At 40.6% G+C, this 24,749-nt stretch carries 27 protein-coding genes and 3 tRNA genes; 8 read left to right on the forward strand and 22 right to left on the reverse strand.

The features are described from left to right. The first annotated feature begins 66 nt into the window (after nt 1-66). Nucleotides 67-1,302 carry a pyridoxal phosphate-dependent aminotransferase gene (locus E0H79_RS07935; RefSeq protein ID WP_004971448.1) on the forward strand — a complete coding sequence of 412 codons (1,236 nt, stop codon included), beginning with the start codon at nt 67-69 and terminating at the stop codon, nt 1,300-1,302. A gap of 209 nt (nt 1,303-1,511) precedes the next feature. Further along, nucleotides 1,512-2,243, forward strand: a complete 732-nt coding sequence (gene gloB / locus E0H79_RS07940) for a hydroxyacylglutathione hydrolase (protein ID WP_131261331.1) — start codon at nt 1,512-1,514, stop codon at nt 2,241-2,243. Nucleotides 2,244-2,284: 41 nt separating this feature from the next. On the opposite strand, the gene E0H79_RS07945 is transcribed toward gloB, so the two are convergent. Then, nucleotides 2,285-2,557 carry a hypothetical protein gene (locus E0H79_RS07945; protein WP_104851819.1) on the reverse strand — a complete coding sequence of 91 codons (273 nt, stop codon included), beginning with the start codon at nt 2,555-2,557 and terminating at the stop codon, nt 2,285-2,287. A 418-nt stretch (nt 2,558-2,975) separates the two neighbouring features. On the opposite strand from E0H79_RS07945, the gene E0H79_RS07950 reads away from it, so the two are divergent. Then, nucleotides 2,976-3,179, forward strand: coding sequence for a hypothetical protein (locus E0H79_RS07950; protein ID WP_004971452.1), 204 nt, complete (start codon nt 2,976-2,978; stop codon nt 3,177-3,179). A gap of 244 nt (nt 3,180-3,423) precedes the next feature. Here E0H79_RS07950 and E0H79_RS07955 read toward each other — a convergent pair. The 5 genes from E0H79_RS07955 to E0H79_RS07975 form a co-directional block, all read right to left on the reverse strand. Next, nucleotides 3,424-3,508: transfer RNA gene (locus tag E0H79_RS07955), tRNA-Leu, on the reverse strand. 36 nt (nt 3,509-3,544) lie between these two features. After that, nucleotides 3,545-3,618, reverse strand: a tRNA-Trp gene (locus E0H79_RS07960). A 33-nt stretch (nt 3,619-3,651) separates the two neighbouring features. Continuing rightward, nucleotides 3,652-3,736: transfer RNA gene (locus E0H79_RS07965), tRNA-Leu, on the reverse strand. A 117-nt stretch (nt 3,737-3,853) separates the two neighbouring features. After that, complete coding sequence (locus E0H79_RS07970; protein ID WP_004971453.1) at nt 3,854-4,705, reverse strand: protein kinase domain-containing protein; 852 nt, start codon at nt 4,703-4,705, stop codon at nt 3,854-3,856. Then, nucleotides 4,695-6,224: a DUF3336 domain-containing protein gene (locus E0H79_RS07975; protein ID WP_131261332.1), complete on the reverse strand. Its 1,530-nt coding sequence runs from the start codon at nt 6,222-6,224 to the stop codon at nt 4,695-4,697. Before E0H79_RS07975 ends, E0H79_RS07970 begins: the two co-directional genes overlap by 11 nt. Before the next feature lie 185 nt (nt 6,225-6,409). Here E0H79_RS07975 and E0H79_RS07980 point away from each other — a divergent pair, with 185 nt between their 5' ends. Further along, nucleotides 6,410-7,282, forward strand: coding sequence for an ATP-binding protein (locus tag E0H79_RS07980; RefSeq protein ID WP_096902520.1), 873 nt, complete (start codon nt 6,410-6,412; stop codon nt 7,280-7,282). Between the two features lie 76 nt (nt 7,283-7,358). On the opposite strand, the gene E0H79_RS07985 is transcribed toward E0H79_RS07980, so the two are convergent. Further along, nucleotides 7,359-7,670 (reverse strand): hypothetical protein, encoded by a 312-nt coding sequence (locus tag E0H79_RS07985; RefSeq protein ID WP_004971456.1) that lies wholly within the window; start codon nt 7,668-7,670, stop codon nt 7,359-7,361. A 358-nt stretch (nt 7,671-8,028) separates the two neighbouring features. Between E0H79_RS07985 and E0H79_RS07990 the strand changes: the two genes are divergently transcribed. After that, nucleotides 8,029-8,286 (forward strand): EexN family lipoprotein, encoded by a 258-nt coding sequence (locus E0H79_RS07990; protein WP_131261333.1) that lies wholly within the window; start codon nt 8,029-8,031, stop codon nt 8,284-8,286. 94 nt (nt 8,287-8,380) lie between these two features. Here E0H79_RS07990 and tsaD read toward each other — a convergent pair whose 3' ends face one another. Next, nucleotides 8,381-9,397, reverse strand: a complete 1,017-nt coding sequence (gene tsaD, locus E0H79_RS07995; RefSeq protein ID WP_131261334.1) for a tRNA (adenosine(37)-N6)-threonylcarbamoyltransferase complex transferase subunit TsaD — start codon at nt 9,395-9,397, stop codon at nt 8,381-8,383. 146 nt (nt 9,398-9,543) lie between these two features. Between tsaD and rpsU the strand changes: the two genes are divergently transcribed. Beyond that, nucleotides 9,544-9,759 carry a 30S ribosomal protein S21 gene (rpsU, locus tag E0H79_RS08000; RefSeq protein ID WP_001136722.1) on the forward strand — a complete coding sequence of 72 codons (216 nt, stop codon included), beginning with the start codon at nt 9,544-9,546 and terminating at the stop codon, nt 9,757-9,759. Between the two features lie 31 nt (nt 9,760-9,790). Further along, the gene (locus tag E0H79_RS08005; protein ID WP_131261335.1) at nt 9,791-10,237 is read left to right on the forward strand and encodes a GatB/YqeY domain-containing protein; all 447 of its coding nucleotides are present in this window, start codon (nt 9,791-9,793) and stop codon (nt 10,235-10,237) included. Nucleotides 10,238-10,462: 225 nt separating this feature from the next. Here the strand turns inward: E0H79_RS08005 and E0H79_RS08010 are convergent, their stop codons facing one another. The 14 genes from E0H79_RS08010 to E0H79_RS08075 form a co-directional block, all read right to left on the reverse strand. Next, nucleotides 10,463-10,825 (reverse strand): hypothetical protein, encoded by a 363-nt coding sequence (locus tag E0H79_RS08010; RefSeq protein ID WP_131261336.1) that lies wholly within the window; start codon nt 10,823-10,825, stop codon nt 10,463-10,465. A 64-nt stretch (nt 10,826-10,889) separates the two neighbouring features. Continuing rightward, the gene (locus tag E0H79_RS08015; RefSeq protein ID WP_131261337.1) at nt 10,890-11,264 is read right to left on the reverse strand and encodes a GFA family protein; all 375 of its coding nucleotides are present in this window, start codon (nt 11,262-11,264) and stop codon (nt 10,890-10,892) included. Between the two features lie 49 nt (nt 11,265-11,313). Then, entirely contained in the window at nt 11,314-12,750 is a 1,437-nt protein-coding gene (locus E0H79_RS08020; protein ID WP_171458219.1) for a M48 family metalloprotease, read from the reverse strand. A 105-nt stretch (nt 12,751-12,855) separates the two neighbouring features. Further along, nucleotides 12,856-13,830, reverse strand: coding sequence for a 2-hydroxyacid dehydrogenase (locus tag E0H79_RS08025; RefSeq protein WP_131261338.1), 975 nt, complete (start codon nt 13,828-13,830; stop codon nt 12,856-12,858). A gap of 63 nt (nt 13,831-13,893) precedes the next feature. Continuing rightward, a complete protein-coding gene (locus E0H79_RS08030) occupies nt 13,894-14,544 on the reverse strand; it encodes a hypothetical protein (protein ID WP_004971470.1) in 651 nt (216 codons plus the stop codon). Nucleotides 14,545-14,714: 170 nt separating this feature from the next. Continuing rightward, nucleotides 14,715-16,604 carry a M48 family metalloprotease gene (locus tag E0H79_RS08035; protein WP_131261361.1) on the reverse strand — a complete coding sequence of 630 codons (1,890 nt, stop codon included), beginning with the start codon at nt 16,602-16,604 and terminating at the stop codon, nt 14,715-14,717. A gap of 96 nt (nt 16,605-16,700) precedes the next feature. Next, the gene (gene purF / locus E0H79_RS08040) at nt 16,701-18,239 is read right to left on the reverse strand and encodes an amidophosphoribosyltransferase (RefSeq protein ID WP_096902526.1); all 1,539 of its coding nucleotides are present in this window, start codon (nt 18,237-18,239) and stop codon (nt 16,701-16,703) included. 25 nt (nt 18,240-18,264) lie between these two features. After that, nucleotides 18,265-18,846 carry a CvpA family protein gene (locus E0H79_RS08045; RefSeq protein WP_004971476.1) on the reverse strand — a complete coding sequence of 194 codons (582 nt, stop codon included), beginning with the start codon at nt 18,844-18,846 and terminating at the stop codon, nt 18,265-18,267. Nucleotides 18,847-18,849: 3 nt separating this feature from the next. Next, on the reverse strand, nt 18,850-19,851 hold the full coding sequence (locus E0H79_RS08050; RefSeq protein ID WP_004971477.1) for a quinone-dependent dihydroorotate dehydrogenase: 1,002 nt from the start codon (nt 19,849-19,851) through the stop codon (nt 18,850-18,852). A gap of 111 nt (nt 19,852-19,962) precedes the next feature. Beyond that, nucleotides 19,963-20,442, reverse strand: coding sequence for a type II secretion system protein GspM (gene gspM / locus E0H79_RS08055; protein ID WP_096902527.1), 480 nt, complete (start codon nt 20,440-20,442; stop codon nt 19,963-19,965). Then, nucleotides 20,442-21,581: a type II secretion system protein GspL gene (gene gspL, locus E0H79_RS08060; RefSeq protein ID WP_131261339.1), complete on the reverse strand. Its 1,140-nt coding sequence runs from the start codon at nt 21,579-21,581 to the stop codon at nt 20,442-20,444. The genes gspM and gspL overlap by 1 nt, the downstream gene beginning before the upstream one ends. A 46-nt stretch (nt 21,582-21,627) precedes the next feature. After that, nucleotides 21,628-22,083 (reverse strand): SixA phosphatase family protein, encoded by a 456-nt coding sequence (locus tag E0H79_RS08065; RefSeq protein ID WP_004971483.1) that lies wholly within the window; start codon nt 22,081-22,083, stop codon nt 21,628-21,630. A gap of 154 nt (nt 22,084-22,237) precedes the next feature. Further along, complete coding sequence (locus E0H79_RS08070; protein ID WP_004971486.1) at nt 22,238-23,311, reverse strand: NAD(P)H-dependent glycerol-3-phosphate dehydrogenase; 1,074 nt, start codon at nt 23,309-23,311, stop codon at nt 22,238-22,240. A 26-nt stretch (nt 23,312-23,337) separates the two neighbouring features. Beyond that, entirely contained in the window at nt 23,338-23,913 is a 576-nt protein-coding gene (locus tag E0H79_RS08075) for a nitroreductase (protein ID WP_131261340.1), read from the reverse strand. A gap of 380 nt (nt 23,914-24,293) precedes the next feature. Here E0H79_RS08075 and E0H79_RS08080 point away from each other — a divergent pair, with 380 nt between their 5' ends. Continuing rightward, nucleotides 24,294-24,671, forward strand: a complete 378-nt coding sequence (locus tag E0H79_RS08080; RefSeq protein WP_004971490.1) for a hypothetical protein — start codon at nt 24,294-24,296, stop codon at nt 24,669-24,671. Nucleotides 24,672-24,749 lie beyond the last annotated feature (78 nt).

Raw genomic sequence — 24,749 nt, forward strand, 5'->3', positions numbered from 1 at the left:
TTCAGCATAGATTGTGATATTTCAGTAATCTATAATTTATTTATCTTCTAATCATTGGATGGAACTATGTCCGTACTAGGTAACACGACTCCGCGCGAAATAAAAAAATCATCAAAACTTGAGCATGTATGCTACGACATTCGCGGACCTGTGTTACGAGCGGCCAATGAAATGGAAGAGGCCGGTCATAAAATTATTAAACTGAATATTGGCAACCCTGCCCCATTCGGTTTTGAAGCGCCACAGGAAATTATTAATGATGTCGCATTGAACTTGCCTAATGCGATTGGTTATACCGACTCCAAAGGGATTTTCCCTGCGCGTAAAGCGATTTGTCAGTACTATCAGCAAAAAGGCATTTTCGATATGCATGTCAATGATGTGTATATTGGCAACGGCGTGTCTGAACTGATTGTTATGGCGATGCAAGGCTTGTTGGACGATGGCGATGAAATGCTGGTACCAATGCCTGACTACCCGCTTTGGACTGCGGCAGTGAATTTATCGGGCGGTACTGCTATTCACTACAAATGTGATGAAGAAAACTTTTGGTATCCAGACATTGCCGATATGGAAAGCAAAATCACGCCAAATACGCGCGGTATTGTCATTATTAACCCGAATAACCCAACGGGTGCGGTTTATCCACGTCATGTGTTGGAACAAATTGTAGCATTGGCAAAAAAATATGACTTAATTTTATTTGCCGATGAGATTTACGACAAAATTATTTATGACGGCATTGAGCATGTTGCGGTTGCAGCTTTAGCGGGTGATCAACTCTGTATCTCATTTAATGGCTTGTCTAAATCGTATCGCATTGCGGGCTTCCGTTCAGGCTGGATGGCGATTACAGGCGATAAATCACGCGCTGCAGACTACATTGAAGGTTTAGACATGTTGGCGTCTATGCGCTTGTGTGCCAACCATCAGGCGCAGTACGCGATTCAAACAGCATTGGGTGGTTATCAGTCTATCAATGACTTGATTCGTCCGGGTGGTCGTTTATACGAACAACGTAACATTGCATGGGAAATGCTGAACGACATTCCTGGCGTGTCTTGTGTCAAACCTGAGGGTGCAATGTATTGCTTCCCGAAACTTGATCCAAACGTCTATCCAATTGAAGATGACGAAAAGTTAATGCTCGATTTACTCAAAGCAGAAAAAGTTTTATTGGTTCAAGGTACAGGTTTTAACTGGCCAACGCCTGATCATTTCCGTGTCGTGTTCTTGCCTGCAGAAAATGAATTACGTGAAGCAATGACACGTTTAGGTCGTTTCTTGGCAAAAATCCGCTAAGATCAAACCGAATCTCTGTTTTAAAATGCCGTGTTGATCACGGCATTTTTTATGGATTTGATTTTTATTTCTATTTTATCTTTACATCTCTTGTTCATCATCAAGTGGTCACATAGCAAAGCGATACTCAGACACTTGGGGATACACTTTTACACGCCCGCAAAAGCATGCTGTAATAGCCACAAGCGATTAAGTTTCAGGAATTGAGCATGCACTACCAAGTCCATCTTATTGATGCGCAAAAACCATCACAAAACTATATTTGGTTGCTTGAACATTGTGCCAGCAAACAAGTGGTGGTGGTTGACCCTACCGATGCCAAACCTGTTGAAGATTTTTGCCAAAATCATGGTTTAGAGATCGCGCAAATTTGGTTGACGCATTGGCATCAAGATCATATTGGCGGTGTGCCTGAACTCATTGCAGAACGTAATTTACCTGTTTATGGGCCACGTGAAGAATTGAGCAAAATTCCGTTTATCACGCATCCTTTACAAAACCAAGACCATATCAATTTTCATGATTTACAGGTCGATGTTATTGCCGTTCCGGGACATACCTTGGGGCATATTGTGTATTTTATAGATGCGTTGGATGTATTGTTCTGTGGCGACACTTTATTTGCGATGGGCTGTGGGCGTGTTTTTGAAGGTACATATTTGCAAATGTATCAATCTTTAAACCGCTTGGCAGCGCTGCCTCCGCGTACCCGAGTATATTGCACCCATGAATATACATTGGCGAATGCACAATTTGCACTGCATGTAGAACCCGACAATGTTGCCATTCAAGAGCGTTATCAACAAATTGAAAGTTTACGCATGCTTAATCAACCCACTTTGCCAAGCAGCATCGAACTAGAACTGGAAACCAATCCATTTTTAAGAGCCGAAAGTGTCGAAGAATTTCAGAAATTACGTGAACTCAAAGACAACTTTTAAATTGATGCTTTGATCATAAAGCATCTGATATTTCTCTCGGATTATAAAATCTGATTACTGGCAGCAAACTCATCTAATTGAGTTTGCGTCACCACACGCACAGCATTCATTTCATCGACCCGCACCAAAAGTAAATTGGACAATGCAGGCTGATAACGGCGTGCGCTGCCAAAAGGCGTATAAGCCACTTTGGATTGCGAGGAAAACAGTAACCAATCTTCATGCCCAAGCATCACAGCAAAAGGCTCTAGCCCTTGATTTTGCATCTGCTTCACTATGTACTCAGCCTGCTGTTGGATTGTTTGTGCAGTCATGTTTATTTTCCAAATCTTCAAACTCAACCATAGTATAAGCTAATGTCCATTTGGTGCCGACATGCTCCACACTGATATGCATTGCGCTAAATTAAAGCTTTGCATGAAAAATGGATAATCCCCATATGTTCATGCTGAAAATAAATACAGCCTAAAACTAAAAATCATTAACAAAATATTTCTAAGTCATCTTTTGGCAATATATCTAAGACCTTAAAATTAATTACGCCACCTCAGTTAAAATAATAAATATCAATAATTTACAAATAAATAATTCTTTTAAAATATTCTAATTGCTTAAAAGGACTTTAGATTTCTAAAAATCAGTGAAAAAAATGTCAAAGAAATACATTTCTGCCCTTTAAAAATTCAAGAAATATCCCTATTAATAATTAAATAAATGGATAGGAGTTCTCTCGTGAAAAAAGTTGTTAAAGCAAAAAATTTAATTGCGTTTCGTATTTGGTTAGAAAAATTAGGTTATTCAGTCAAAAATTTGGCGGATGGTCACGGTTTCACATTTAGCTTTCAAAAAGAATATGGTTTGGTCACTTGCGAGCTTTCTGGTAATGCTTTAGCAATGAAATTAGGCGAGGAATTTGAAGACCATTTAAAAGCATAAGTACTTATACAATATAGATAAGTATGCGATAACGGTTGAACTTGATAGGATGCAAAAATAAAAATTCAAATCGTATTTCATCAACACTTAAAGATGATCTTGCCCATAACCTGTTTATGGGCTTTTTTTTATACTGAACTTTAAATCTTAAAATACATCTAAGCCTTGTCAAAGAGATGCAATGATTTAAAGCTAAAATAACAGGCAATAAAAAAGCAAGGTCATTGCCTTGCTCTTTAATGTATGGTGGGGACGGAGAGACTCGAACTCTCACACCTCGCGGCGCTGGAACCTAAATCCAGTGCGTCTACCAATTTCGCCACGTCCCCAACATCGGGTACCAACTGAGTTGTTGGATTTTAATTTGGCAGAGGATCAAGGATTCGAACCTTGACGAACGGTTTTGGAGACCGTCATGCTACCATTACACCAATCCTCTGTAACTTAAAATCAAGCTGACTTGATATTTAAGTGGTGGGGACGGAGAGACTCGAACTCTCACACCTCGCGGCGCTGGAACCTAAATCCAGTGCGTCTACCAATTTCGCCACGTCCCCGATGGCTGTGTATATTATAGAGATCACTTCCTGATGACAAGCCTTTTTTATAAAAAAGCACAATGACTGTTTAAATAAAAAACAAAAAACTATTTTTTGATTTTTTCTTAAGCATATTCAGCCACTAAGCCATAATTTCAACTCTGCAATACTCGTTGCACGCTGCGAATAGGACTTTGCCAACATGTGATTCAGCAGTGGTAAAAATGCTTGTAGATGCGTAGAAAGTTGGATATGCAATCTTTGACAATGTAAATACGCCCAATCGTGGTAACTATTTGCCTGCAAGCGTTGTTGCGTTAACCATTCATAAAAAATAATGCCTAAAGCATAAATATCACTTTGTGCAGTTTTGAGCTGTCCGTGAAATAATTCTGGTGCCATATAACGTGGCGTTGCAGTCATCCCCTGACATTGAATATCTGCAATTTGCTGTACTTGCTCAAAATCTAACAGTTTGATTTGCCCATCCAACTGCACAATATGTTCAGCTTTTAAGTCAGCATGAATCCAACCTAATTGATGTAATGCTTCCACTGCTTCAAAGACACGCAAAAATATGTGTTTAATCGCTTCTGTATATTCAGGTAAATTACCCATCACAAAAACAGCTTGCGCTTCAGGTAAAATTAAAGCACGTGAATAGACCTGTGAATAATGCGATGAAATGTCATGTGAATTACCCTGCGACTGAATATGAATGGGTGCAGCATCCATCAATTCACATGGCAATAAAAAAGATAAATATGATGATTGCGCGTACTGTTTATAAAAGTTCCATTCTTGTGCAAAACCCTGCTCTACTGTCGCATGAACACCTTGTTGTTGGGCTTTCAGCCAATAAAACTGCCCTTGATGTTCAAAACGATAGATATGCCGACCATATTGCAAACTTTGCGCTTTACTGCGCAGCTCGAACTGCGCAGTATCTAACTGTTGAACATCCAAATTTAAAACATTAAACAACACTTGCGCCAGTGCGCATTTCTGCTGCGACTTCGGTGGATACCTCTATTTGTGGTACATTTAATAACTCTAAGCAATGTTGCAAAGTTTTACCGACACGTGCATGTGTTTCAATTGATGAAATTTTCGGCCAAGTCGCACGCTCGCCTTCACGCTGTAAAATTTTAAATAAATGTGGTTTCGGGTTTTGCAACATATAGCTGTAATGACGCAGGTTATAGCTTCCTACAATATTCACATCACCATAATAGCGTTGATCGACAATACCATAGCCATGATCTAGCAAACGACGCACAGGCGGTACAGCTCCTGCTCGCTCACGCACAAAATCCATTACCCCACGACTAATGACTTTGCCCTGACGACGAATAATCCGTTCTGGCCAACTCAGCATATCTTTACGATAGCGCTTAATATCATCCTGCATAAAAGGCACTACATGCGGATTGACCTGACTGGCGATGGTGTAATTAATATTATACAAACGCGCCATTTTTTCCTGCGGGAAATCACTACGCACACTGCCATCCACCCAACGGGTTTTACCCATATATGGAGTGTGTTCGCCATCATAACGCTTGTTGGTTAAACGTACTGGTGGAAATAAAATTGGCACAGCACACGAGGCCAACACCGCACTCCAAACCAACAAATCTGGCGCAGTGAAGCTGTTCATAATGCGTGAGTCTTGCGATGCATCATAAGGCGCAACCGCCACATTAATATGCAAACCTGATTTTTGAAAAGCTTCTTCAAACGTGGTATCGCCCAAGTTTTTGATCAGGAATTTTTTTAAATAATGCACATCGGCAATTCCACCATTGCCTTTAAGAATTTCGCGCATTTGTCTAAACTGAAATGCTTCGTGGAAAAATGACTCACCACCCAAAATATGCTGTACTTCTTCAGGTTTTGCGATGCCTAGCATTGCAGTCATTATTGCACCCGCGCTCGAACCCGACAGCACTTTAGGCATTAAATCCTGTTCAAGTAAGGCCTTACAAACACCTGTATGAAACAAACCTAGCGTTGCCCCACCAGAGAACATCAAGGCAGGTTGTCCGTATGCAGTTTGGCATTGCTGAAAAAACTCTATTTTTTCTACTTTGGTTAAAGCCTGACATTCATCTGAAGCGACAAAAGCCAAACTTTTACTGACTTCATCCACATAATCTTCAATAATTTTTTTAGTACCCACATAGGTTGCAGTAAACAACATCGGATGGGCAATATTGGCTATGTCAAAAGTTAAACCTTCACGCAAAATATAAATTAAATCGTGACTGCGTTCGGTGGTGCGATAACGGCGTAATAAATTTAAACGATGCGAGATAATTTCCGCATCAAAATATGGCGAACTGTTGTCATATTTCCATTCTTGCGCACCAGTTTCTTCATCTATACGAATGGCAATACTTTTCCATTCTTCATACGATTCGGCATTTTGAATTTGGCGCTTGAGTTTTTTTATGCGATAGGCTTGATGCGGATTAACATCTTCGGTGAAATCTTTAAATAACATAGCATTCCTCAATCCGTTGGTTTATTCGCAGCACTACGCTTGCCTATGCCTACTATACACAACAATATCTAAAAAATTGTAATACGCGTCAATGACTCGATTCACACTTTGATTGTCAAATCTAGGTCAATTGCGCTAGTCTTAAAGTGTAGCAATCTGATCTGCATTTTTTAAGCTGAATTATCATGGCAAACCTAGATTTACCCGACAACATCTTATTATCACTTTCTCATGTACTCCAACAACTACAGCAAAGTTTACCTGCTTTAAAACAAGAAACCGACTTTTCCGCCATCGCATTCAAATGGCAAGATCGACAATTGATAGCGATTCAACAACCAAGAAAAATTGATTTAGATGATTTAAAAGGCATCGAAAAGCAAAAAGAAAAAGTCATTCAAAACACCTTGCAGTTTTTAAATGGCTTACCTGCCAATGATGTGTTACTTACAGGCTCACGCGGTACGGGAAAATCATCTATTGTACGTGCCCTATTGACCGAGTATGCCAATCAAGGATTACGTTTAATTGAAATTGAACGCGATGATTTGTCTGAATTGCCAGAAATTCAAAAAATCATTCAGCATCGTCCTGAAAAATTTATTGTCTACTGTGATGATTTAGCTTTTAACGCAGAAGATGAAAATTATCGTAGTTTAAAAAGTGTTTTAGACGGTTCATTACAATCAGGTTCCAGTAATTTTATTATTTATGCAACCAGTAACAGACGTCATCTATTACCTGAATTTATGCATGAAAATACACCTGTCACTCGTGTAGATGTACCGCAATATACTGAGTTGCATCCTCAAGAAGCAATTGAAGAGAAAATTTCACTGTCTGATCGCTTTGGTCTATGGCTGTCGTTTTATCCAATGGATCAAAATCTATATTTAGAAATTGTGGAGCATTATTTACACAAAGCCGAAATGCCAATGACTGCCGAAGTACGTGCAGAAGCATTAAGATGGTGTCAGGCACGTGGACAGCGTTCAGGGCGTGCTGCCTATCAATTTTCTAAACACTGGATTGGCTCGCAGCAACTTAAAGCACTTTAAATATTTTAATGGGTTGTTTGCATATAGAAGATAGTCAGCAACCCACTCTATTTAAACGCGCTAAATGACTGAGCGACTACTGACCTTGTTCTGCAGCAATCCGTGCCAATGTGTCTTTATAAAATTCTTCGCCATGCGCCTGCATTTCTGCCACAGTCGGCTCTCCTACATATACTTCTTGCGGTGCTGTCGCTTCAGGTGTGATAGCCGAAGGATGAGTTGCTGCAGTAGTCAAACGAGTCGGTACTTCGACCTGTTGGGCTGTCACTGAACTCGGCTGATTTTCTGTACTATTTATATTTTGCTGTATTGACTCAGCGCCCTCGCAAGCGGTCAATACCATCATCCCCATCACACAAATAATGCAAAATGTATTTTTAAATCGCATGTTTATCTCAATTGGTTTTATATTAAATATCTACCAAAAATCATAGTTTAAAGTTGAAAACACAACAATTGGACAGGATTCACAGATTTAAATACTGCTGTCAGCTACTTTATGGATTTCTATAAATTGTAGGATGAGTGCACAAAAAAAATAAAGAAGTTCTATTTGAAACCAATACGTGAAATAAAGTTTGGGTTAGAATATGACTATAAAATTTCAGAAAAATTATTAAAACATACTTATATTACAATTATTTAATTTTAGTTAACAAGATCAACTTTAGTCCATTGTATTATTTTCTGAACCCATTATTCGCTTAAGATGTAATCTCTTTAAAACAAACAACGGTTAAAAAATAATGTTTAAATTTAAAAATTTGTTAATAACGGTAAGTTTAATCACAACGCTTACAGCATGTACACAAGTGAAAACGCAAGAATATTATGCCGAGAACTTAGATGAGGCTAAAAAAGTTTTGCAGAAGTGCGAAGAAATAGCCAATCAAGGTAAATCACTAGAAGGTAAAAAATTAGAAAACTGCAACAATGCGGGGAATGCTGTGATGCAAGGCATGATGAAAGATCTTACCAAAGGTTTAATGGACGCAATTCGCTAAGTTTTAAGTATTCGTTTCTAATATTAATGTAAAAACTTAGCATAAAAGTCAGAGGCAGATTATTGCCTCTGATTGATTTTATGCTACGAACAACTTAACCCGCAGTTGGATTGGTAAGCTCCGTCATTGGCCAACGTGGTGTAGTCGTAACCGATAAACCATCTTGCTGCCCTGCTTTTAAACGCTGATAGCCCGCAAAAGCAATCATTGCACCATTGTCGGTGCACAATGCAGGTTCTGCATAATAAACCGTTGCACGAATTTTAGCTAAATCTGCTTCTAAACGCTCACGTAAACGCGTATTTGCACTTACTCCACCTGCAATCACTAAGCGTTTTAAACGTGTTTGTTTTAAGGCTTTCACTGATTTTTTGACTAGCGTATCCACCACAGCTTCCTGAAAACTTGCTGCAATATCCGCATCACGGTTTTCATCACCTAGTTTTTTCATTTGCACTGAAACTGCAGTTTTTAAACCACTAAATGAAAACTCCAAACCTTGGTGCAACATTGGCCGTGGAAACTCAAATGCCAATGGATTACCTTGTTCCGCCAGTTTGGCAATATTTGGCCCGCCTGGATACGGCAAGCCCATCATTTTTGCGACTTTGTCAAAGGCTTCGCCCGCAGCATCATCAATCGACTCGCCTAACAGTTCATATTGCCCAATACCATAGGCGGCCATAAGCTGAGTATGACCACCCGAAACCAATAACGCTACAAAAGGAAATTCTGGCGGTGTGGCAGACAACAATGGCGCAAGCATGTGCCCTTCCATGTGATGCACCCCAATTGCAGGTTTATTTAAGGCAAATGCCAAAGTGCGCCCAAATAATGCGCCTGTCATGAGTGCCCCCATCAAGCCAGGTCCACGAGTATAAGCCACTGCATCAATTTCAGATTTTTTGACCTGACTTTGCTCAAGCAATTGATTCATTAATGGAATAAGTTTACGCACATGGTCACGTGAAGCCAGTTCAGGTACCACTCCGCCATATTCAGCATGCAATTTAATTTGGCTGTACAGCACTTGTCCACGTAAACCTAACTCACTGTCATACAGGGCGAGTCCTGTTTCATCACAAGATGTTTCTAAGCCTAAAACGATCATTAAATTGCCTATAACCTGTATCAATTCTATTGCGAAACCTATTATAGACTTGTGATATGAGATGTAAATGAGTAAAATACTGACCTTCACTTGTGATCGTGGGCAATTTCGCCCAGGTCTTATCCATAACTTAATGAGGATTCTTCATGCCACAAGTTAAATTGAAAGAAGGCGAACCAGTAGACGTAGCTATCCGTCGTTTCAAACGTTCTTGCGAAAAAGCAGGTGTTTTAGCTGACGTACGTAAGCGTGAATTCTACGAAAAACCAACTCAAGAACGTAAGCGCAAAAAAGCTGCTGCTGTTAAACGCTACCAAAAGAAATTGGCGCGTGAATCAGTACGTACTACTCGCCTTTACTAATTAATTTGTGATTGCCTGTCTGGATTAAATAATGACGACTTTAAAAAACCAAATCACTGACGTTTTAAAAGCGACTATGCGCGCGAAAGAAATGGATAAGTTAACGGTAATTCGTAGTCTACAGGCGGCAATTAAGCAAATTGAAGTTGATGAGCGCAAAGAGCTTGACGATACTCAGGTTCTTGCGGTCATTGAGAAACAAATTAAACAACGTAAAGAATCGGTTAAAGCCTTTGAAGGCGCTAGCCGAGAAGATTTAGCTAGTAAGGAACAAGCCGAAATTGAGGTTTTATCTCAATTTCTACCAGAAGCTATGACTGAGGAAGAACTTGATTCCATGATTGCGCAAACAATTGAAGCGCAACAAGCTACTAGCATGAAAGATATGGGTAAGGTGATGAACTCTCTGCGTCCGCTCATAGCCGGGCGCGCCGATCCTGCACAAGTATCTGCAAAAATTAAAGCTAAATTAAGCTAAATGACCTAAACCATATTCTTCAAAATATTGATTGAATTTAATTAGTATAGTTATGCTGAAACATTCTGTCTCTCAGGTTCTCTGAGCTGATCTTTAAATTGCATAGTGAATAGCTATATTTTCCCATCAACATTGTTTGATCTTTTTGCTTATCTATCTCTATCATTGGCTGGATAAAGTTTATGTTGAAGGTTGATATGCTTTTGCACTCACCTCCAAAACAGCTCATTTTAAATCACACTTTACCTGATACTTGTTAAGTAATTGCATTTCTTTAGATGAACTCACCTGCTGAATGACGTCCTGTTTATTAATATTTTGATAACGATGGTCTAAATAAGCACGATTTTCATCCGCTGCCTGATATAAACGATCTACATAACGGCTCACAATACCACAAAACTGCTGTTGTTGCTGCGCACTAAAGCCTTGCTGCTGTGGGTTTAGGCCACGTAAAAATTGTCGGGTATCTTGCTTATATTGTGCATTAATTTCTTCAACCGCCATCACATATTGCTCCGCACTCGCAGCATAGACTGTCGGTAATAACATCCCCAAAGTTAGGCATAAATAAATATATTTTTTCATTTTCATTCAACAACAACATCACGCAATTTCGGTTTCATTCTAGCACTGTATGCTCCGTCAAGTACTACTCACACGATGCAATTGTCAGAAAGTTTGGTTTGTATTGTGTGAAAACCTGCTCAGAAGGTTCGGGGATTTGACCCTGCGTCACAGTCCCTAAACGCAAGCGAATAATATCGGGTAAATCGAGTCGATAGGAATAAATTGGACTCCCACATTCCTGACAAAATACTCGCGCCTTATTGGGGCTATGAAAATATTCTTTCAGATATTTTAAGCCGCGTACCACTTCAAATTTTTCACGGGAAACTGGGCTATTCCAACCTAAAATCCCCCCTTGTGCACGACGACAATGCTGGCAAAAGCACAATACTGTTTTTTCAATTTCGGCATGGTAACGATAATACACCGCACCGCATAAACATTGTCCCTCAATCATTTTAAACTCCTTGTATTTATTGTTATTGGTTCAACTTACACCTTTTAAGTTATATTTTTAACTGTCGTTCTCTTTGCATTTCGGTCACGCGGTTTTTTATATTTGCCGACATAGCTTGATTATCTTTAGCTAAGCGTTGTGCATGTAATAACGATTTAATCGCCTCTTCTTCCCAGCCCGACCAATATTGCACCTCTGCGCGATACCGTAGCACATTTACCGTGCGCAGTGGCGATGCCCGATCTACATTTGCTGCTTGCTGCATTAAATTCCATGCCGATAAATCACGTGGATTTTTCTTTAAAAAACCTTGCAGAATCGTTTGCGCCTGTGCTGACTGATTCTGACGAATCAACACTTCAGCCCACTTAAAATTTAGGGCACGATTTTCTGGCATAATGCGCGCAGGTGAACTAATGGTCTTATGCGCTAAATCAATTTTATTTTGCCCTAAATAAATGTCAGTTTGAATAAGTGTCAATAAATTATGTAAACGATTATGACTTTTAGCCTGATCAATACTCTGCTGTGCCAGAACAAAATCGCCCTGTTGACTATAAAAATACGCCAAAGCCAAATTCGCCGCAAAATGGTTACGGGTTGCAAATGCTTTAAGCTGCTGTTCTGTCGCCTGCTGCGAAACCACCAAACTATATAACTTTAAAATCTCAAAGTCTTCATCACGCAGCGAGGTTGGCACTGGTGGCAATTGATTGGCACGTAAACGCGCCTCACTCATCCGCTCTGTGGTTAAGGGATGGGTAAACCAAAAGTCAGGTAAGAAGCTCACTCGACTCGTAGTACGGTGCATCACCTCAAAAAAGTCTGCCATGCTTTGTGGGTTATAGCCTGCGCTATACATATATTGCATGCCAATACGGTCTGCTTCACGTTCCTGATTACGGCTATAAGTCAATTGCTGATCCATTAAAGCGGCTTGAGAACCCATCATCACCGCTGCGCCTGCATCACCATCGGCTTGTGAGGCAACCAATGCCCCAACCACAACCCCAGCGAGTGCCAACAAACCCTGTCCTTTAAATGCCTCTTGAGAGCGACTGTAATGACGTTGCGACACATGCGCAATTTCATGCGCCATCACGCCCGCAACTTCATCCATATTACGGGCAGAATTAATAAGACCTGTGTTTAACGCAAATAAACCACCCGGCACAGCAAAAGCATTAATTTGTGGATCATTGATAATGAGTAGCCCAATGGGTTGCCCCAATTGAGTTTGGCTGAGTAGATGCGAAAACGTATTGATTAATTGATCTTCCAGCCACGGGTTTTGCGTGACAGGCATTTTACGCTGCACTTCCCGATAGACTTTTTCACCAATACTGCGTTCTTTTTGCTGATCAATTAATCCCACACCACTGCCTATTTCAGGCACATTAAATTGTGGTGTGGTGGTTAGATTGGCACTTTGGGTTGTCGCAATACTGGCAAAACTCAAACCGCAGATCAGTAATAGATGTTTCAATGGATGATCTCAAATACATATTTTGCATAATGATTCACTATAACATTGAAAAATGAACGCATTTGCAATGATGTGTTATCAATTTTTACCAAATCATCTTTAACTTTAAGACGTATAACAAGCAGGATTAACAACATATTGCGGGCGACGTCCTTCCAGCGCATCAACTAAATTTTTATAGGCTAAGTTTGCCATTTGTCGACGAGTTGCTGCAGTTGCTGAACCAATGTGCGGCAAAGTCACGACATTATCTAACTCAAATAATGGTGATTCTTGCAGTGGTTCTTTGTCATAGACATCCAAAGCTGCGGCAAAAATTTTGCCTGCTTGTAAGGTCTGAATAAGTGCCTGCTCATCAATGACCGAACCACGCGAAATATTGACCAAAATTGCATGAGACGGCATTAAATCAAGTTCACGCTGACCAATTAAGGCTTTAGAGTCTGCATTTAAATCGACTGCCAGTACCACAAAATCAGACTGTTGCAGCAATTCATCCAGACTTAAATATTCTGCATTAAATGCCTTCGCCACTTCCATTTTTTCACGACGATTGTGGTACACCACCTTCATATTAAAACCATGAAATGCTCGACGTGCGATAGCAGCACCAATATGCCCCAAACCTACAATACCAATGGTTTTACCATAAATATCCCGTCCAAACTGCGCTGCACCTACGGTACGTTTCCACTGCCCTTGTTTGGTCCATCGATCTAAATACGGAACTTGCCGTGCGGCACTCATTAGCAAGGTAAAGGCTAAATCCGCTGTGGTTTCAGTCAAGACATGCGGTGTATGGCAAAGACTAATCTTTTGCTGGGTTAAATAATCTACATCATAGTTGTCATAACCGACACTTACACTCGAAATCACTTTGAGTTTAGTCGCAGTATGTAAGTTACTTTGATTAAGCAAGCGCCCTGCACCAATCATGCCATCGGCATCTTGCACATGCTCAAGCAACTGTTGATTCACGTCACCCAACTTCGGGCTGACCTGCACCACCTGATAATCTTGCTCTAGCTTACTTAAAATTTCTGCATCAATTTGACTAAACACTACCACTTTTTTACGCATGATTATCCCTGTTTCGTGTCTACAATTGCTTGTATATGTAGAGTTTTAAATATCTGAATTGACTTAGGCTTTAGGCTGTAACGATGTGATTTGTATCGCATCCCACAGACTTTTTTTCAACAGCGGTTGATCTAACATCTCTTGCAAGCTGGCTAAATGCAAACATTGTTCAGATTTAAAATGTGGTAATTGACCTAAAATCAGCATGTTTTTATCTGTGCTCAAGACATCAACAAAACCTTGCACATAATTTTCTACCCCGATGCCGTCTTGTAATACTTCTAAAGCAAAAGGCCATTGCAATACGTGATATTCGGCCTGTAGCGCATGTTGAATATTACGCCACAATTGTTGCTGTTCCTGACTCAAGGTGGTGCTTTCTACCAAAATGACACAATGTGGCAACTGCAAAGCTTCAATACTAAATGCTTCAATTTGCAGCATGACACGCGCTTCAGGAACAACTTCTGGCGCGGCCGCTTCAACTGTCGTATGTTGCGGAGATGGTTCTTGCTTAGGCTTTTCGTGAATAATCGGCTGTTGTTGTTTTAATTGTTGAGGTACTGCAGCAGGAACAATAATTTCGCTGTGTATTTCAGGTGCAGCTTGGTCGCGCCAAACCGATGATTGTGGCAAAGTTTGAGACACAGCCATTCTGGAAACCCAAATATCGATTCCCAAACTGGCTAAAATGTCACGCTGATGCCCCATCATGTTTATCATCACCCATCTAATTTTTCGCTGCACGTATTTATCACAGAACAACATGCAAGATAGCACCTATTCTACCTAGAAAGGCTGCACAATGCTGTGCTTTCTTTCACCCAATCTGACCTATTCGTATTTTTTCAAAATCTGCTTTAAACACACCTAGTCAATCAGTGTCACACAATCATCAAACTGTTTTGTTTTTGCATTTGCTCGACAATTTCTTCGGTTTTAAAACCTAAACGCCAATAGAGCAACTCCAAAACATCCAATTCATCTTGGGTGATAATACGGTCATTCCACAAACAAATTTCAGCAATGCCTAACACCATCAGTCGATCACGCAGCAGCAAACCTGCCATATCATTTAAAATTTCTGATAAATCAATCGGTTCATCTGAAATTTCTTCATAATCAATCAATTCATCTGCAGTTAAAACACGTTCTAAAATACGTTCACGTACATCTAACTGATTAACACTATTAATTTGCTGCACATGCAATAAAGCATCGATTAAACGTACAATTTGCGGTTTAACTTCGTGTAACGCTGCAGGTGTATGTAAAGGCAGTAAGTTTAATTCAAACTTGATTCGTTCAAGCAGCAAAGCATCTAACAAACCAATTTCACCATCTTCCTGAATGATTTTTGCCAATTTGGTTAAAAACTGCCGTGCGATACTCAGCGGCATACCACCAATATTTTTACATGCTTCATGGAAAATCGAGATATGTACTCGCCCATCCAAATTTAATAAAGCATCTACAATTGCACGGCTGACTTCTGCTTCAGCAGGAATAAATTCACGATATTGGCGAATCATTAAAATAGCAACAATCACCTCACGCGAACCCGTTGACGTTTGTAAGGCACGCTGAATCAACTCTGGGCGCGGCATGTTATTACGAATTTCAGGCTTGAGGGGCTTAATTGCATCATTAATTGCAAAGCTAATTGGCGATAAGCGCAGCAAAGGCAAAGGTTGTGGTGAACTCCACGGCGCATAATATTCAGCATTCATTTCTTCTAACGAACGAAATAGGCTAAACAAAGGCTGATTGCGTAAACGCTTCAAATTTTCTAGCTGTAAGTCTTGTACCAAGGTTGGATCAAGCTCAAAAATACGGGCTTCAATACTTGGATGAATGTTCATCCAGCTTTGCGGACTGAGCGAGTTAGCAAAGCACATGTGGGAAATAGATTCTGAATATTCACTATGAATTTGCGACCCTGCATGATGCACATAAATTCGCAGCAAAGTTTGAATATTGGCATTATTTTGAATCAAACGTTTGGTTTTTAAATCATTTTTAAAGGTACGTCCGCTTAGACTAATATATTTAATTAAGCGGGTAATCAACACGCCCAAGCTACCAAACAACCAGATACCACCACCTACAGCAACAAAAAAAGTCGCTAACTTATGTGGCGGTGCATCACGATGTTGTCCAAAGCCAAGTTTGGCGATGCTACTGCCCCACTTACTAAACGTGGTTAGGCTACTGTAGAGGATTTTAAGCTTGGTATTATCAATGGTTTCACCACTTAAAATATGGTTAAACTCATGGCTGAGTAGTCCATAAAGCTCTTGCTCATCCAAGTTTTGCAAAGCACCCCAAGTCAAAATAATCACAATATCTTTATGACTAAAGCCTGCAGTGAGGGCATTTACCCCAATTTCATCGGGCAATACATATACAGTAGGCGCTGGGATTTGAAAGGTATCGGCCAATTGTTCGGTCAGTTTAAGTGCGGTACTTTCTTCTGGGGTACTTTCGAACTGGGTTAAACGACGCGCACCCAATTGTTTTGCCAAAGAATGACCACCTGAGCGAAAAACGTAAAATTCCAAAATGACGGATACCGTCATAATCAGCACCAAGACCGTAATCCAGTATGGGCTTAGACTGTGCCAATAGATGGATTGGCTTGAATCGACATAATAGACCAACAGACCCAAAACTGTGTTTAAGATAAACAGGGTCAAAGCGACTGCAACCAAACATAAAATTGCAGACCAAATCATATTTTTGTTTTTAATCAAGTAACTACTCACAGACCTCAATGTAAACATCCTGAATTACATTGTATTTGAGCCACCATCATAAATGAAAAAAGCGGGAATTTCCCGCTTTTCTCACTGAGCTGATCAGAAAAAAAATTAACTCTCTTTTACACCAGTTAAGTCTACTGACGCGGCATCAATATTGACATCAATATAACCATCTTTGCCTTTTTTAGCCAAGTCGTTGCGCTTTTGCTCAAGATCATTCAGATAAGCTTCGTCAATTCCGCCAGCTACATACACGCCATCAAATACTGAACAATCGAATTCAGTTAAATGCGGTACTTTATGGGTACGAACGGCTTGTTTTAAATCTTCTAAATCTTGGAAAATTAAACGGTCTGCACCAATAATTTCACGAATTTCTTCGACATTACGGTTAGACGCGATTAATTCATCTTTGGCTGGCATATCAATACCATACACGTTTGGATATTTCACCATTGGCGCTGCAGAAGCAAAGAATACTTTTTTCGCCCCAGCATCACGTGCCATTTGAATAATTTCGTTACAGGTCGTACCACGGACAATCGAGTCATCCACCAACAGTACATTTTTGCCTTTAAACTCAAGCTCTACAGGGTTCAGTTTTTGGCGCACTGATTTTTTACGCAATTGCTGACCTGGCATAATAAAGGTACGTCCGATATAGCGGTTTTTCATAAAACCTTCACGGAATTTAACCCCTAAAGTATTTGCCAATTCTAAAGCTGATGTACGTGATGTATCTGGAATTGGAATAACGACATCAATATCGTGTTGCTCGCCCCACTCTTGGGTAATTTTATGCGCCAGTTTTTCACCCATTTTCAAACGCGCTTTATACACTGAAATACCATCAATGGTCGCATCTGGACGAGCAAAATATACATACTCAAAAATACATGGGCGATATTCAGGTTTAGCGGCACATTGCTGGGTAAATAATTCACCTGCGTCATTAATAAAGATCGCTTCACCCGGCGCAATATCACGTTCAACTTTAAAGCCAAGTGCAGTAATTGCCACAGATTCTGATGCAATAATATATTCCATGCCCTGTTCAGTTTCACGTGAACCGTAAATCAATGGACGGATACCATTTGGATCACGGAAGCCAACCAATCCTTGACCTGTAATCATAGCAACAACGCCATAAGCACCCTTACAACGCTCATGCACACGGCTGATCACATGAAAAATATCTTCTGAAGTTGGGTTTAATTTGCCACGTTTTTGCAATTCATGTGCAAATACGTTCAATAACACTTCTGAGTCAGAATCGGTGTTCATGTGACGTAAATCTGTTTTAAACAGATCTTCGTGAATTTCTTCGGCATTGGTCAAATTACCATTGTGTGCCAAAGTAATCCCGTACGGCGAGTTCACATAAAATGGCTGCGCTTCGGCACTGCTTGATGAACCTGCAGTTGGATAACGCACGTGCCCAATACCATAATTACCTTGCAACGCACGCATGTGACGTGTATGGAATACATCACGCACCATACCGTTATCTTTACGCAAGAACAAACGCCCATTGTGGCAAGTTACGATCCCAGCTGCATCCTGTCCACGATGTTGTAACATCGTTAATGCATCAAACAACATTTGGTTAACAGGTGATTTACCAGCTATACCAACAACTCCACACATAGCAACCTCGCAGACCAGCTAGGGATTAATAAAAAGGATTATTCGTTGAGCCATCTGCGCCAGAGCGATTTTCTTTTGCGTCAGATGCGATGTCGGAAGATGGCGCGGCATCTTTCGACTTGATGTGCTGTAAAGCCTCATTGGCAGCGTCTTTGGACAGTTCTGTTGCCCACGGTGCATACGGCAATAAAGTTTGTACAAATTTAGACTGTTTCCAATAAGGCGAGCTTTCGACCCAAGGACCAATGCCTTGAATGGTAATAAGGACAATGAGTAAGCCTTTCAAGGTACCAAATGCACCGCCTGCCAAACGATTTAATGGGCCAAGCTTCAAGCTCTTTAAAACACCATTTAGAACAGCGGTTACAATCCAGGTCAGTACCACAATTACCAAGACAATAAATGCAAAGGCTGCAATTTTTTGTACCACAGGATCGCTACTGAGTGCTGTCATCGAAGGTGCTAGGACAACTGCATATTTTGCCGCAACAATTAGGGCAAAAATCCATCCTACCAAGTTCGCAAAGGCTTTAATAAATCCTTGTCGCAAACCGTTCAACCCTCCAATAAGCAAGAGAATCAGAATAACGATATCAATGGTATTCATAAGTTATAAGGCGTTCACACAATCTTGAACCAACTCAGGACCTGCATAGATTAAACCACTATACACCTGAACCAAGCTTGCACCTGCATTTTTTTTGGCAACCGCTTGTTCGCCCGACAAAATGCCACCGACACCAATTAAAGGAATTTCACCTTTCAGTGCTGCTGAAAATGCTGCCAAACATGCAGTACTTTTTTCAAACACAGGCGCGCCCGATAAACCACCAGCTTCATCGCCATGCGGCAAGTTTTCTACGCCTTCACGCGACAAAGTGGTATTGGTCACAATCAGGCCATCAATTTTGAATTGCAATAATTGCTTGGCAATAAACTGAATATCTTCAGGGTCTAAATCTGGAGCAACTTTTAAGACCAACGGCACATAATGTTGATGTTCTTCTGCCAACTCCAACTGACGCTGTTTGAGGGTTTGCAATAATTCAGTCAGCGCATCACCACTTTGCAAACTGCGCAAATTTTTGGTATTGGGTGATGAAATATTTACAGTAATATAAGAGGCATAGTTATAGACTTTTTCTAGACAAATCAGATAATCATCTACCGCATTTTCAACAGGCGTATCGGCATTTTTACCAATATTAATCCCTAAAATACCTTTAAATTTTGCCGCTTTGACGTTTTCAATCAGCTGATCGACCCCATCATTATTAAAACCCATACGGTTAATAATGGCTTTGGCCTGTGGAATACGGAATAAACGTGGATGCGGATTGCCCGCTTGAGGACGTGGCGTAATGGTGCCAATTTCAATAAACCCAAAGCCTAAACCAGCCAAGGCATCAATATATGCACCATTTTTGTCTAGACCTGCTGCCAAACCTACTGGATTAGGGAATTCAATTCCCATACAAGTCACAGGTTTCGCTACAGTCTTTTGACGCATCAAGCCCATTTTATGGCTCGATTTCAATAGTGATAGTGTCAGCTCATGTGCACGCTCTGGTGCTAAAGAAAATAACAACGGGCGGGCTAGAGAATACAACATATCTGCAAAAGTCTACTGCTTTCTAAGTCGCCATATTATAGGCTTAGCCCAGTCAAAACGCTATGCTTGACATGGGTTTATTTTCCGAGTTTCGGACTTTATTTTTAACCTTTACTGGACTGTCGCTGTTAATTTAATCTGCCCTGCTTCAGAAATTAATTCCATTTTTTCGATACTTAAACCCATTTGCGCCAATTGGGTTAAAAAATTTGCCAACACAGCATAATTGGCATGACTCGCCACCAGTAGCATCTTGTCACCACTTTGCTGCGAAGCAACCGATAAACCCTGTTGCTGAGCCACACGCTGAATTTTATCGGCTGCACTGAGTTGTGCATCATTGGCAGGTTTCATGGTGACTGCATGACTTTGCATCACCACCACCAAATCTTTAAGGTCATTTACCCGTTTTTGCTGTTTTTCGGCTGCGGCATGCATATACCACAACGCAGAACCCACAGCAGCAACGATCACAAAGATTGTGGTAAATACCACCAAAACACGTTCACGTGTATTTAAACGATCTAGATAATCTTGTATCAGTTCAATACGTTGATCGAACCAAGTTGACATTTTTTCCATGGCTTTCATTATTGTATTTTCACCAATCCTACTGCACCTGACGCGCTCGGCTGAATATTACCCAGCTCGACCTTAAAACCCTGCTGATTCAATTGCTGAGTGAGCGCTTGTAAGGTCGCTGCCGAGTTGGCATTCAATTCCATGTTCAACATATTGGCATCAAAACTCACACGATTGGCCACAATTTGATTTTGCATCAACACAGGGCCAACACGACTGAGCAATTGCAGCGCTTGAGTATCTGCATTTTTACTCATGCGTACCTGACTTTCAAACTGGCTTTGAATATTTTGTTCGGTAATACGACTATTTGCACCAAACCAATATTGATATTGTTCTATGGCTTGAACCGCTGTTTGATCTGCTACTTTTTTAAGTTTGCTCCAACGCAGTGCATCATAGCTAAACTGTACAATTAAAATCCCAAGAAATACTGCTGCACAGGCTTTCCAATAACCTGAAACACCCGTGTCTTGCTTGGATTTTGGCAGCATATTGAATGGATGCTGTTTGGCTTTCACTAATGCAGGTACTACATAATGAAAGCTTTCTAATTGTTCTTGTGTTGCAAATGCTTCAATACTTTGCATTTGTTCTGCACTAAAGTTGGTGATTTTATAGTTTCGTTCTGCAGTTTGATAATCTAGATAAAGTGCCAGATCATCAACTGAATAACCTAAAAATTCACTTTCACGTACCAACAAGCGTCCGCAAATATTTCCAATCACCGTTTGCCCTGGTTCAGGTTGCGGCAAAATTAAAAAATCAGGTAACAATGCACTGATTTTAACTGGCAACAAACTTAATACATGCAAATAGGTTTCAATACTATGCTTGGCAACTCCCAGCACGGTTATTTGCTCAGGTGGCTGAAAATGATGAACCACCTGCATCGCATCAATTGGCAATACGGTATATTCTTCTAATAAATACTTCACACCATCGGTACCCAATTGTTTATATTGGGCTTTAGGTAAAGTTTGTTGCATAATTTGCACATCACGGCTTGGGAAAAACACCACAGCATCTTTTCCTTGAAAAGATTGCAATGCCTGAATCAAGGCATCAAGATTATCTGCCTGTGTCCAGTGTTCCCCATTTGACCATTGCCAAACCCCATTGGCTTCTGGCATCCATAAATACAGCATTATTATCGTTCTACCGTTGAATTGTATTTAACTTTATACATTTATTTTATGCGTTTGGAATAAAACTTTTGATTTGGGTTGAAAGTCCCGCAGCAATTACTGCCTGCTCATAAATACGTGCTTCTGCCAAATGATAGGGATGGAAAGATTCTGAAGTCAAAATTTCTGCCATGTGTGCCACCACATTCATGTGACACACCACCGCAATTGACTCATACGGCAATTGTGACAACCATTCCACCGCAACTTTTGCATCATCTTCAGGTTTAATGGTATTGCAGACCACCACAGGCACATCTTTAAAATATTGCTGCAAATGTGCCAAGGTTTCTTGTGCACGCAATAAAGGACTAACCACAAACACATCGGGCTGAATGATATTTTTTAAATAGTCTGCCGTTTCTTGTGCTTGTATATGACCACGCTCAGTCAAAGGACGCTGATGATCATTGCCCATAATCGCAGGAGCGGCTTCACCATGACGAACAAGAGTCAGTTGCATAGAATTTCCTTATAGGATGATACACATTAAGTTGTGTCAATTTAACTCAAATTATGCGCTCAGTATAACCTGAGAATATGACAATTCAGTTCACCAAACTGTCATATTCCATGCAAGTTTTTACCTACTGTGGCGCAGTTTTATGGATGTAAAACTAAACTTGATGATGCGGCAAGACAAATTCCACATCACTGCGATGTCCATTTTTCATTAAAGACAGTGCAATATTCATAGGCGGCGCACCTTCAAAAATCACTTCATAAAGCGCACAAGTGATTGGCATATACACATCTAATTCATTCGAGCGCGCCCGCACTTGCACGATGGTATTAATCCCTTCGGCTGTTTGCCCCAATTCTTCTGTGGCTTGTTCCAAAGTTTTGCCTTTGCCCAATGCATAACCCACTTGATAGTTACGACTCAATGGACTGCTACACGTTGCAAATAAGTCACCGACACCAGACAACCCTAAGAAGGTCAATGGATTTGCACCAAGCTTAACCGCAAAACGACTCATTTCTGCCAAAGCGCGGGTTAAAATCATACTCTTAGTATTTTCACCCACGTTATAAGCGGCTGCCATGCCCATCGCCACAGCATAAATATTTTTTAGCGCACCGCCTAATTCCACACCATTCACATCATCGCTGGCAAAAACACGGAATAATGCACTGTGTAAAGCTTGCTGCACTGCATAACGCACCAATTCAGAATGACTGGCAATGACCGTACCTGCAGGCTGCCCCGCCACAATTTCTTTAGCAAGGTTTGGGCCAGACAATACGCCATACGGCACTTCAGGCAATTCTTCGCGGATAATATCGCTCATAAAACTAAAGGTTTTGGCTTCAATACCCTTGGTTAAAGACACCACTGCTTGCGCACTAATAAAAGGTTTAATTTGACGCAACACATCACGGAAAGAATGACTTGGAATAGCCACTAAAATAATGTCACGGTCACGAACTGCAGTTTCCAAATCTGAAACGGCTCTTAAACCCTGCTCCAACTGAAAATCTGGCAAATAACGTCGATTAATATGCGTTTCATTAATTTCTTTGGCAGTTGCTTCATCACGAATCCAAATCATCGTGTCGCAGCCATTACGTACTGCTGTATTGGCCATTGCTGTGCCAAAACTGCCACCACCCAATACTGTAATACGTAACGCAGTTTTTCGATCTATTGCAACAGGTTCAACCAAATCGGCAAAATTTAACTCTGACATTATTGTTATATCCTAAAAATAAAGACTTATGCGTTCCAATAACGAACATAAGCTTGCGTATTCAACTCAGCGCGTGCAGGAATGGCTTTAGCCGCTGTTCCCACATAAATAATGCCTGAAATTAAATCATCTGCATTTAAGTTTAAAGCTTGTTTCAGCAAGTTCGACTCAACGACTGCCCCACTACGCCACATACTGGCAAAGCCCTGCGCCTGCAAAGACAGTAAAAAGTTCTGTACCGCAGCACCTGTACTTAAAGTCTGCTCAAAACGTGGCACTTTTGGATGATCCTGAAATTGCGTTAACGCCAACACTAAAAGTGGCGCACGAAATGGATGCTGTTTCACTCGCTCCAACTGAACCGCATCGGTTTCGCCCATGTCTGCCAAGGCTTGAGAAAGTAACTCACCAAATGCTGCACGTTGCTCGGCAGTAATCACCACAAAGCGCGTAGGTTTTAAACGATGATGATCTGGTGCGGTTAAAGCTGCCTGAAAAGCCATTTCTAGCTGCTCAGTATTTGGTGCAGGTTCAACTAACTGCCCCGTAGACTGACGTTGATGAATATTTTGATGAACGATTTCTACCGCTGTATCCGTCATTGACTTATATAACTATTTCAAAAAGCTCGGTTAAGATTAGCATAAACTCAAAAAATTGCGCTATTTCCGTATGCTTATTTGCAAGATTCTGATTAGGGTCTATATGTCTGCACTTTTAAGATGAACCTGCTCAGCACATCTAAACAATGATGCTTTGACGCATTCATCTATAGTTTAAGAGCATGAAAATACATTATGGATTGGGTTTGATGTGTATAAATGAATGACGAATTATCAACACAGCCTATACAGTGTCTACATCTAAAACCATCCAAATTATGTTCAACTAGATCAAATTGTTATTTTCAATCTCTACACATTTGAATTGAAATATCATCAACAAACAATACGCGCTACAGCGTTTTAGCCCCGAGGTAGATATGAAAAAAATAGTCGCCTTTTCTAGCCTTGCCGTTTTTGCACTTTTAACCGCATGTGCCACCACGCCAAATAATTCTCTTGCCATTCAAAAAGAAAACAACCTATATGAAGTCACAGGTTTAGGTAAAAGTAATATTATTGCCAAAAATAATGCAATTACAGCTGCCAATAAAACCTGTGGTACTCGTGCCGCTCCAGTCTTGGTTGATGAAAAAACATCTTATAACGGCGCACTCAAAGGTGTAGTCGATGAGCAAACGGGACAAATGATTCAGGCGGCAGCAACTGTTTTAGGTACAATTGCGGGACGTAATACTGATATTGCCCGTGATGATGATTATCAAACTGTGCTGACCTTTAGATGTCAGGCAAAGTAAATTATTACAGCACGACATAAGAAGCAAATACAAAAAAGTCGCTCCACTGAGAGCGACTTTTAAACTAAGAACAGCAGG

Source organism: Acinetobacter sp. ANC 5045 (assembly GCF_004331005.1).
Classification (GTDB): Bacteria; Pseudomonadota; Gammaproteobacteria; order Pseudomonadales; family Moraxellaceae; genus Acinetobacter; species Acinetobacter towneri.

Coding starts and splice junctions, on each gene's coding strand:
- E0H79_RS07935 (WP_004971448.1), top strand. CDS start 67: ATGTCCGTACTAGGTAACACGACTCCGCGCGAAATAAAAAAATCATCA.
- gloB (WP_131261331.1), top strand. CDS start 1,512: ATGCACTACCAAGTCCATCTTATTGATGCGCAAAAACCATCACAAAAC.
- E0H79_RS07945 (WP_104851819.1), bottom strand. CDS start 2,557: ATGACTGCACAAACAATCCAACAGCAGGCTGAGTACATAGTGAAGCAG.
- E0H79_RS07975 (WP_131261332.1), bottom strand. CDS start 6,224: ATGTTATTTAAAGATTTCACCGAAGATGTTAATCCGCATCAAGCCTAT.
- E0H79_RS07980 (WP_096902520.1), top strand. CDS start 6,410: ATGGCAAACCTAGATTTACCCGACAACATCTTATTATCACTTTCTCAT.
- E0H79_RS07985 (WP_004971456.1), bottom strand. CDS start 7,670: ATGCGATTTAAAAATACATTTTGCATTATTTGTGTGATGGGGATGATG.
- E0H79_RS07990 (WP_131261333.1), top strand. CDS start 8,029: ATGTTTAAATTTAAAAATTTGTTAATAACGGTAAGTTTAATCACAACG.
- tsaD (WP_131261334.1), bottom strand. CDS start 9,397: ATGATCGTTTTAGGCTTAGAAACATCTTGTGATGAAACAGGACTCGCC.
- rpsU (WP_001136722.1), top strand. CDS start 9,544: ATGCCACAAGTTAAATTGAAAGAAGGCGAACCAGTAGACGTAGCTATC.
- E0H79_RS08005 (WP_131261335.1), top strand. CDS start 9,791: ATGACGACTTTAAAAAACCAAATCACTGACGTTTTAAAAGCGACTATG.
- E0H79_RS08010 (WP_131261336.1), bottom strand. CDS start 10,825: ATGAAAAAATATATTTATTTATGCCTAACTTTGGGGATGTTATTACCG.
- E0H79_RS08015 (WP_131261337.1), bottom strand. CDS start 11,264: ATGATTGAGGGACAATGTTTATGCGGTGCGGTGTATTATCGTTACCAT.
- E0H79_RS08025 (WP_131261338.1), bottom strand. CDS start 13,830: ATGCGTAAAAAAGTGGTAGTGTTTAGTCAAATTGATGCAGAAATTTTA.
- E0H79_RS08030 (WP_004971470.1), bottom strand. CDS start 14,544: ATGATGGGGCATCAGCGTGACATTTTAGCCAGTTTGGGAATCGATATT.
- purF (WP_096902526.1), bottom strand. CDS start 18,239: ATGTGTGGAGTTGTTGGTATAGCTGGTAAATCACCTGTTAACCAAATG.
- E0H79_RS08045 (WP_004971476.1), bottom strand. CDS start 18,846: ATGAATACCATTGATATCGTTATTCTGATTCTCTTGCTTATTGGAGGG.
- E0H79_RS08050 (WP_004971477.1), bottom strand. CDS start 19,851: ATGTTGTATTCTCTAGCCCGCCCGTTGTTATTTTCTTTAGCACCAGAG.
- gspM (WP_096902527.1), bottom strand. CDS start 20,442: ATGAAAGCCATGGAAAAAATGTCAACTTGGTTCGATCAACGTATTGAA.
- gspL (WP_131261339.1), bottom strand. CDS start 21,581: ATGCTGTATTTATGGATGCCAGAAGCCAATGGGGTTTGGCAATGGTCA.
- E0H79_RS08065 (WP_004971483.1), bottom strand. CDS start 22,083: ATGCAACTGACTCTTGTTCGTCATGGTGAAGCCGCTCCTGCGATTATG.
- E0H79_RS08070 (WP_004971486.1), bottom strand. CDS start 23,311: ATGTCAGAGTTAAATTTTGCCGATTTGGTTGAACCTGTTGCAATAGAT.
- E0H79_RS08075 (WP_131261340.1), bottom strand. CDS start 23,913: ATGACGGATACAGCGGTAGAAATCGTTCATCAAAATATTCATCAACGT.
- E0H79_RS08080 (WP_004971490.1), top strand. CDS start 24,294: ATGAAAAAAATAGTCGCCTTTTCTAGCCTTGCCGTTTTTGCACTTTTA.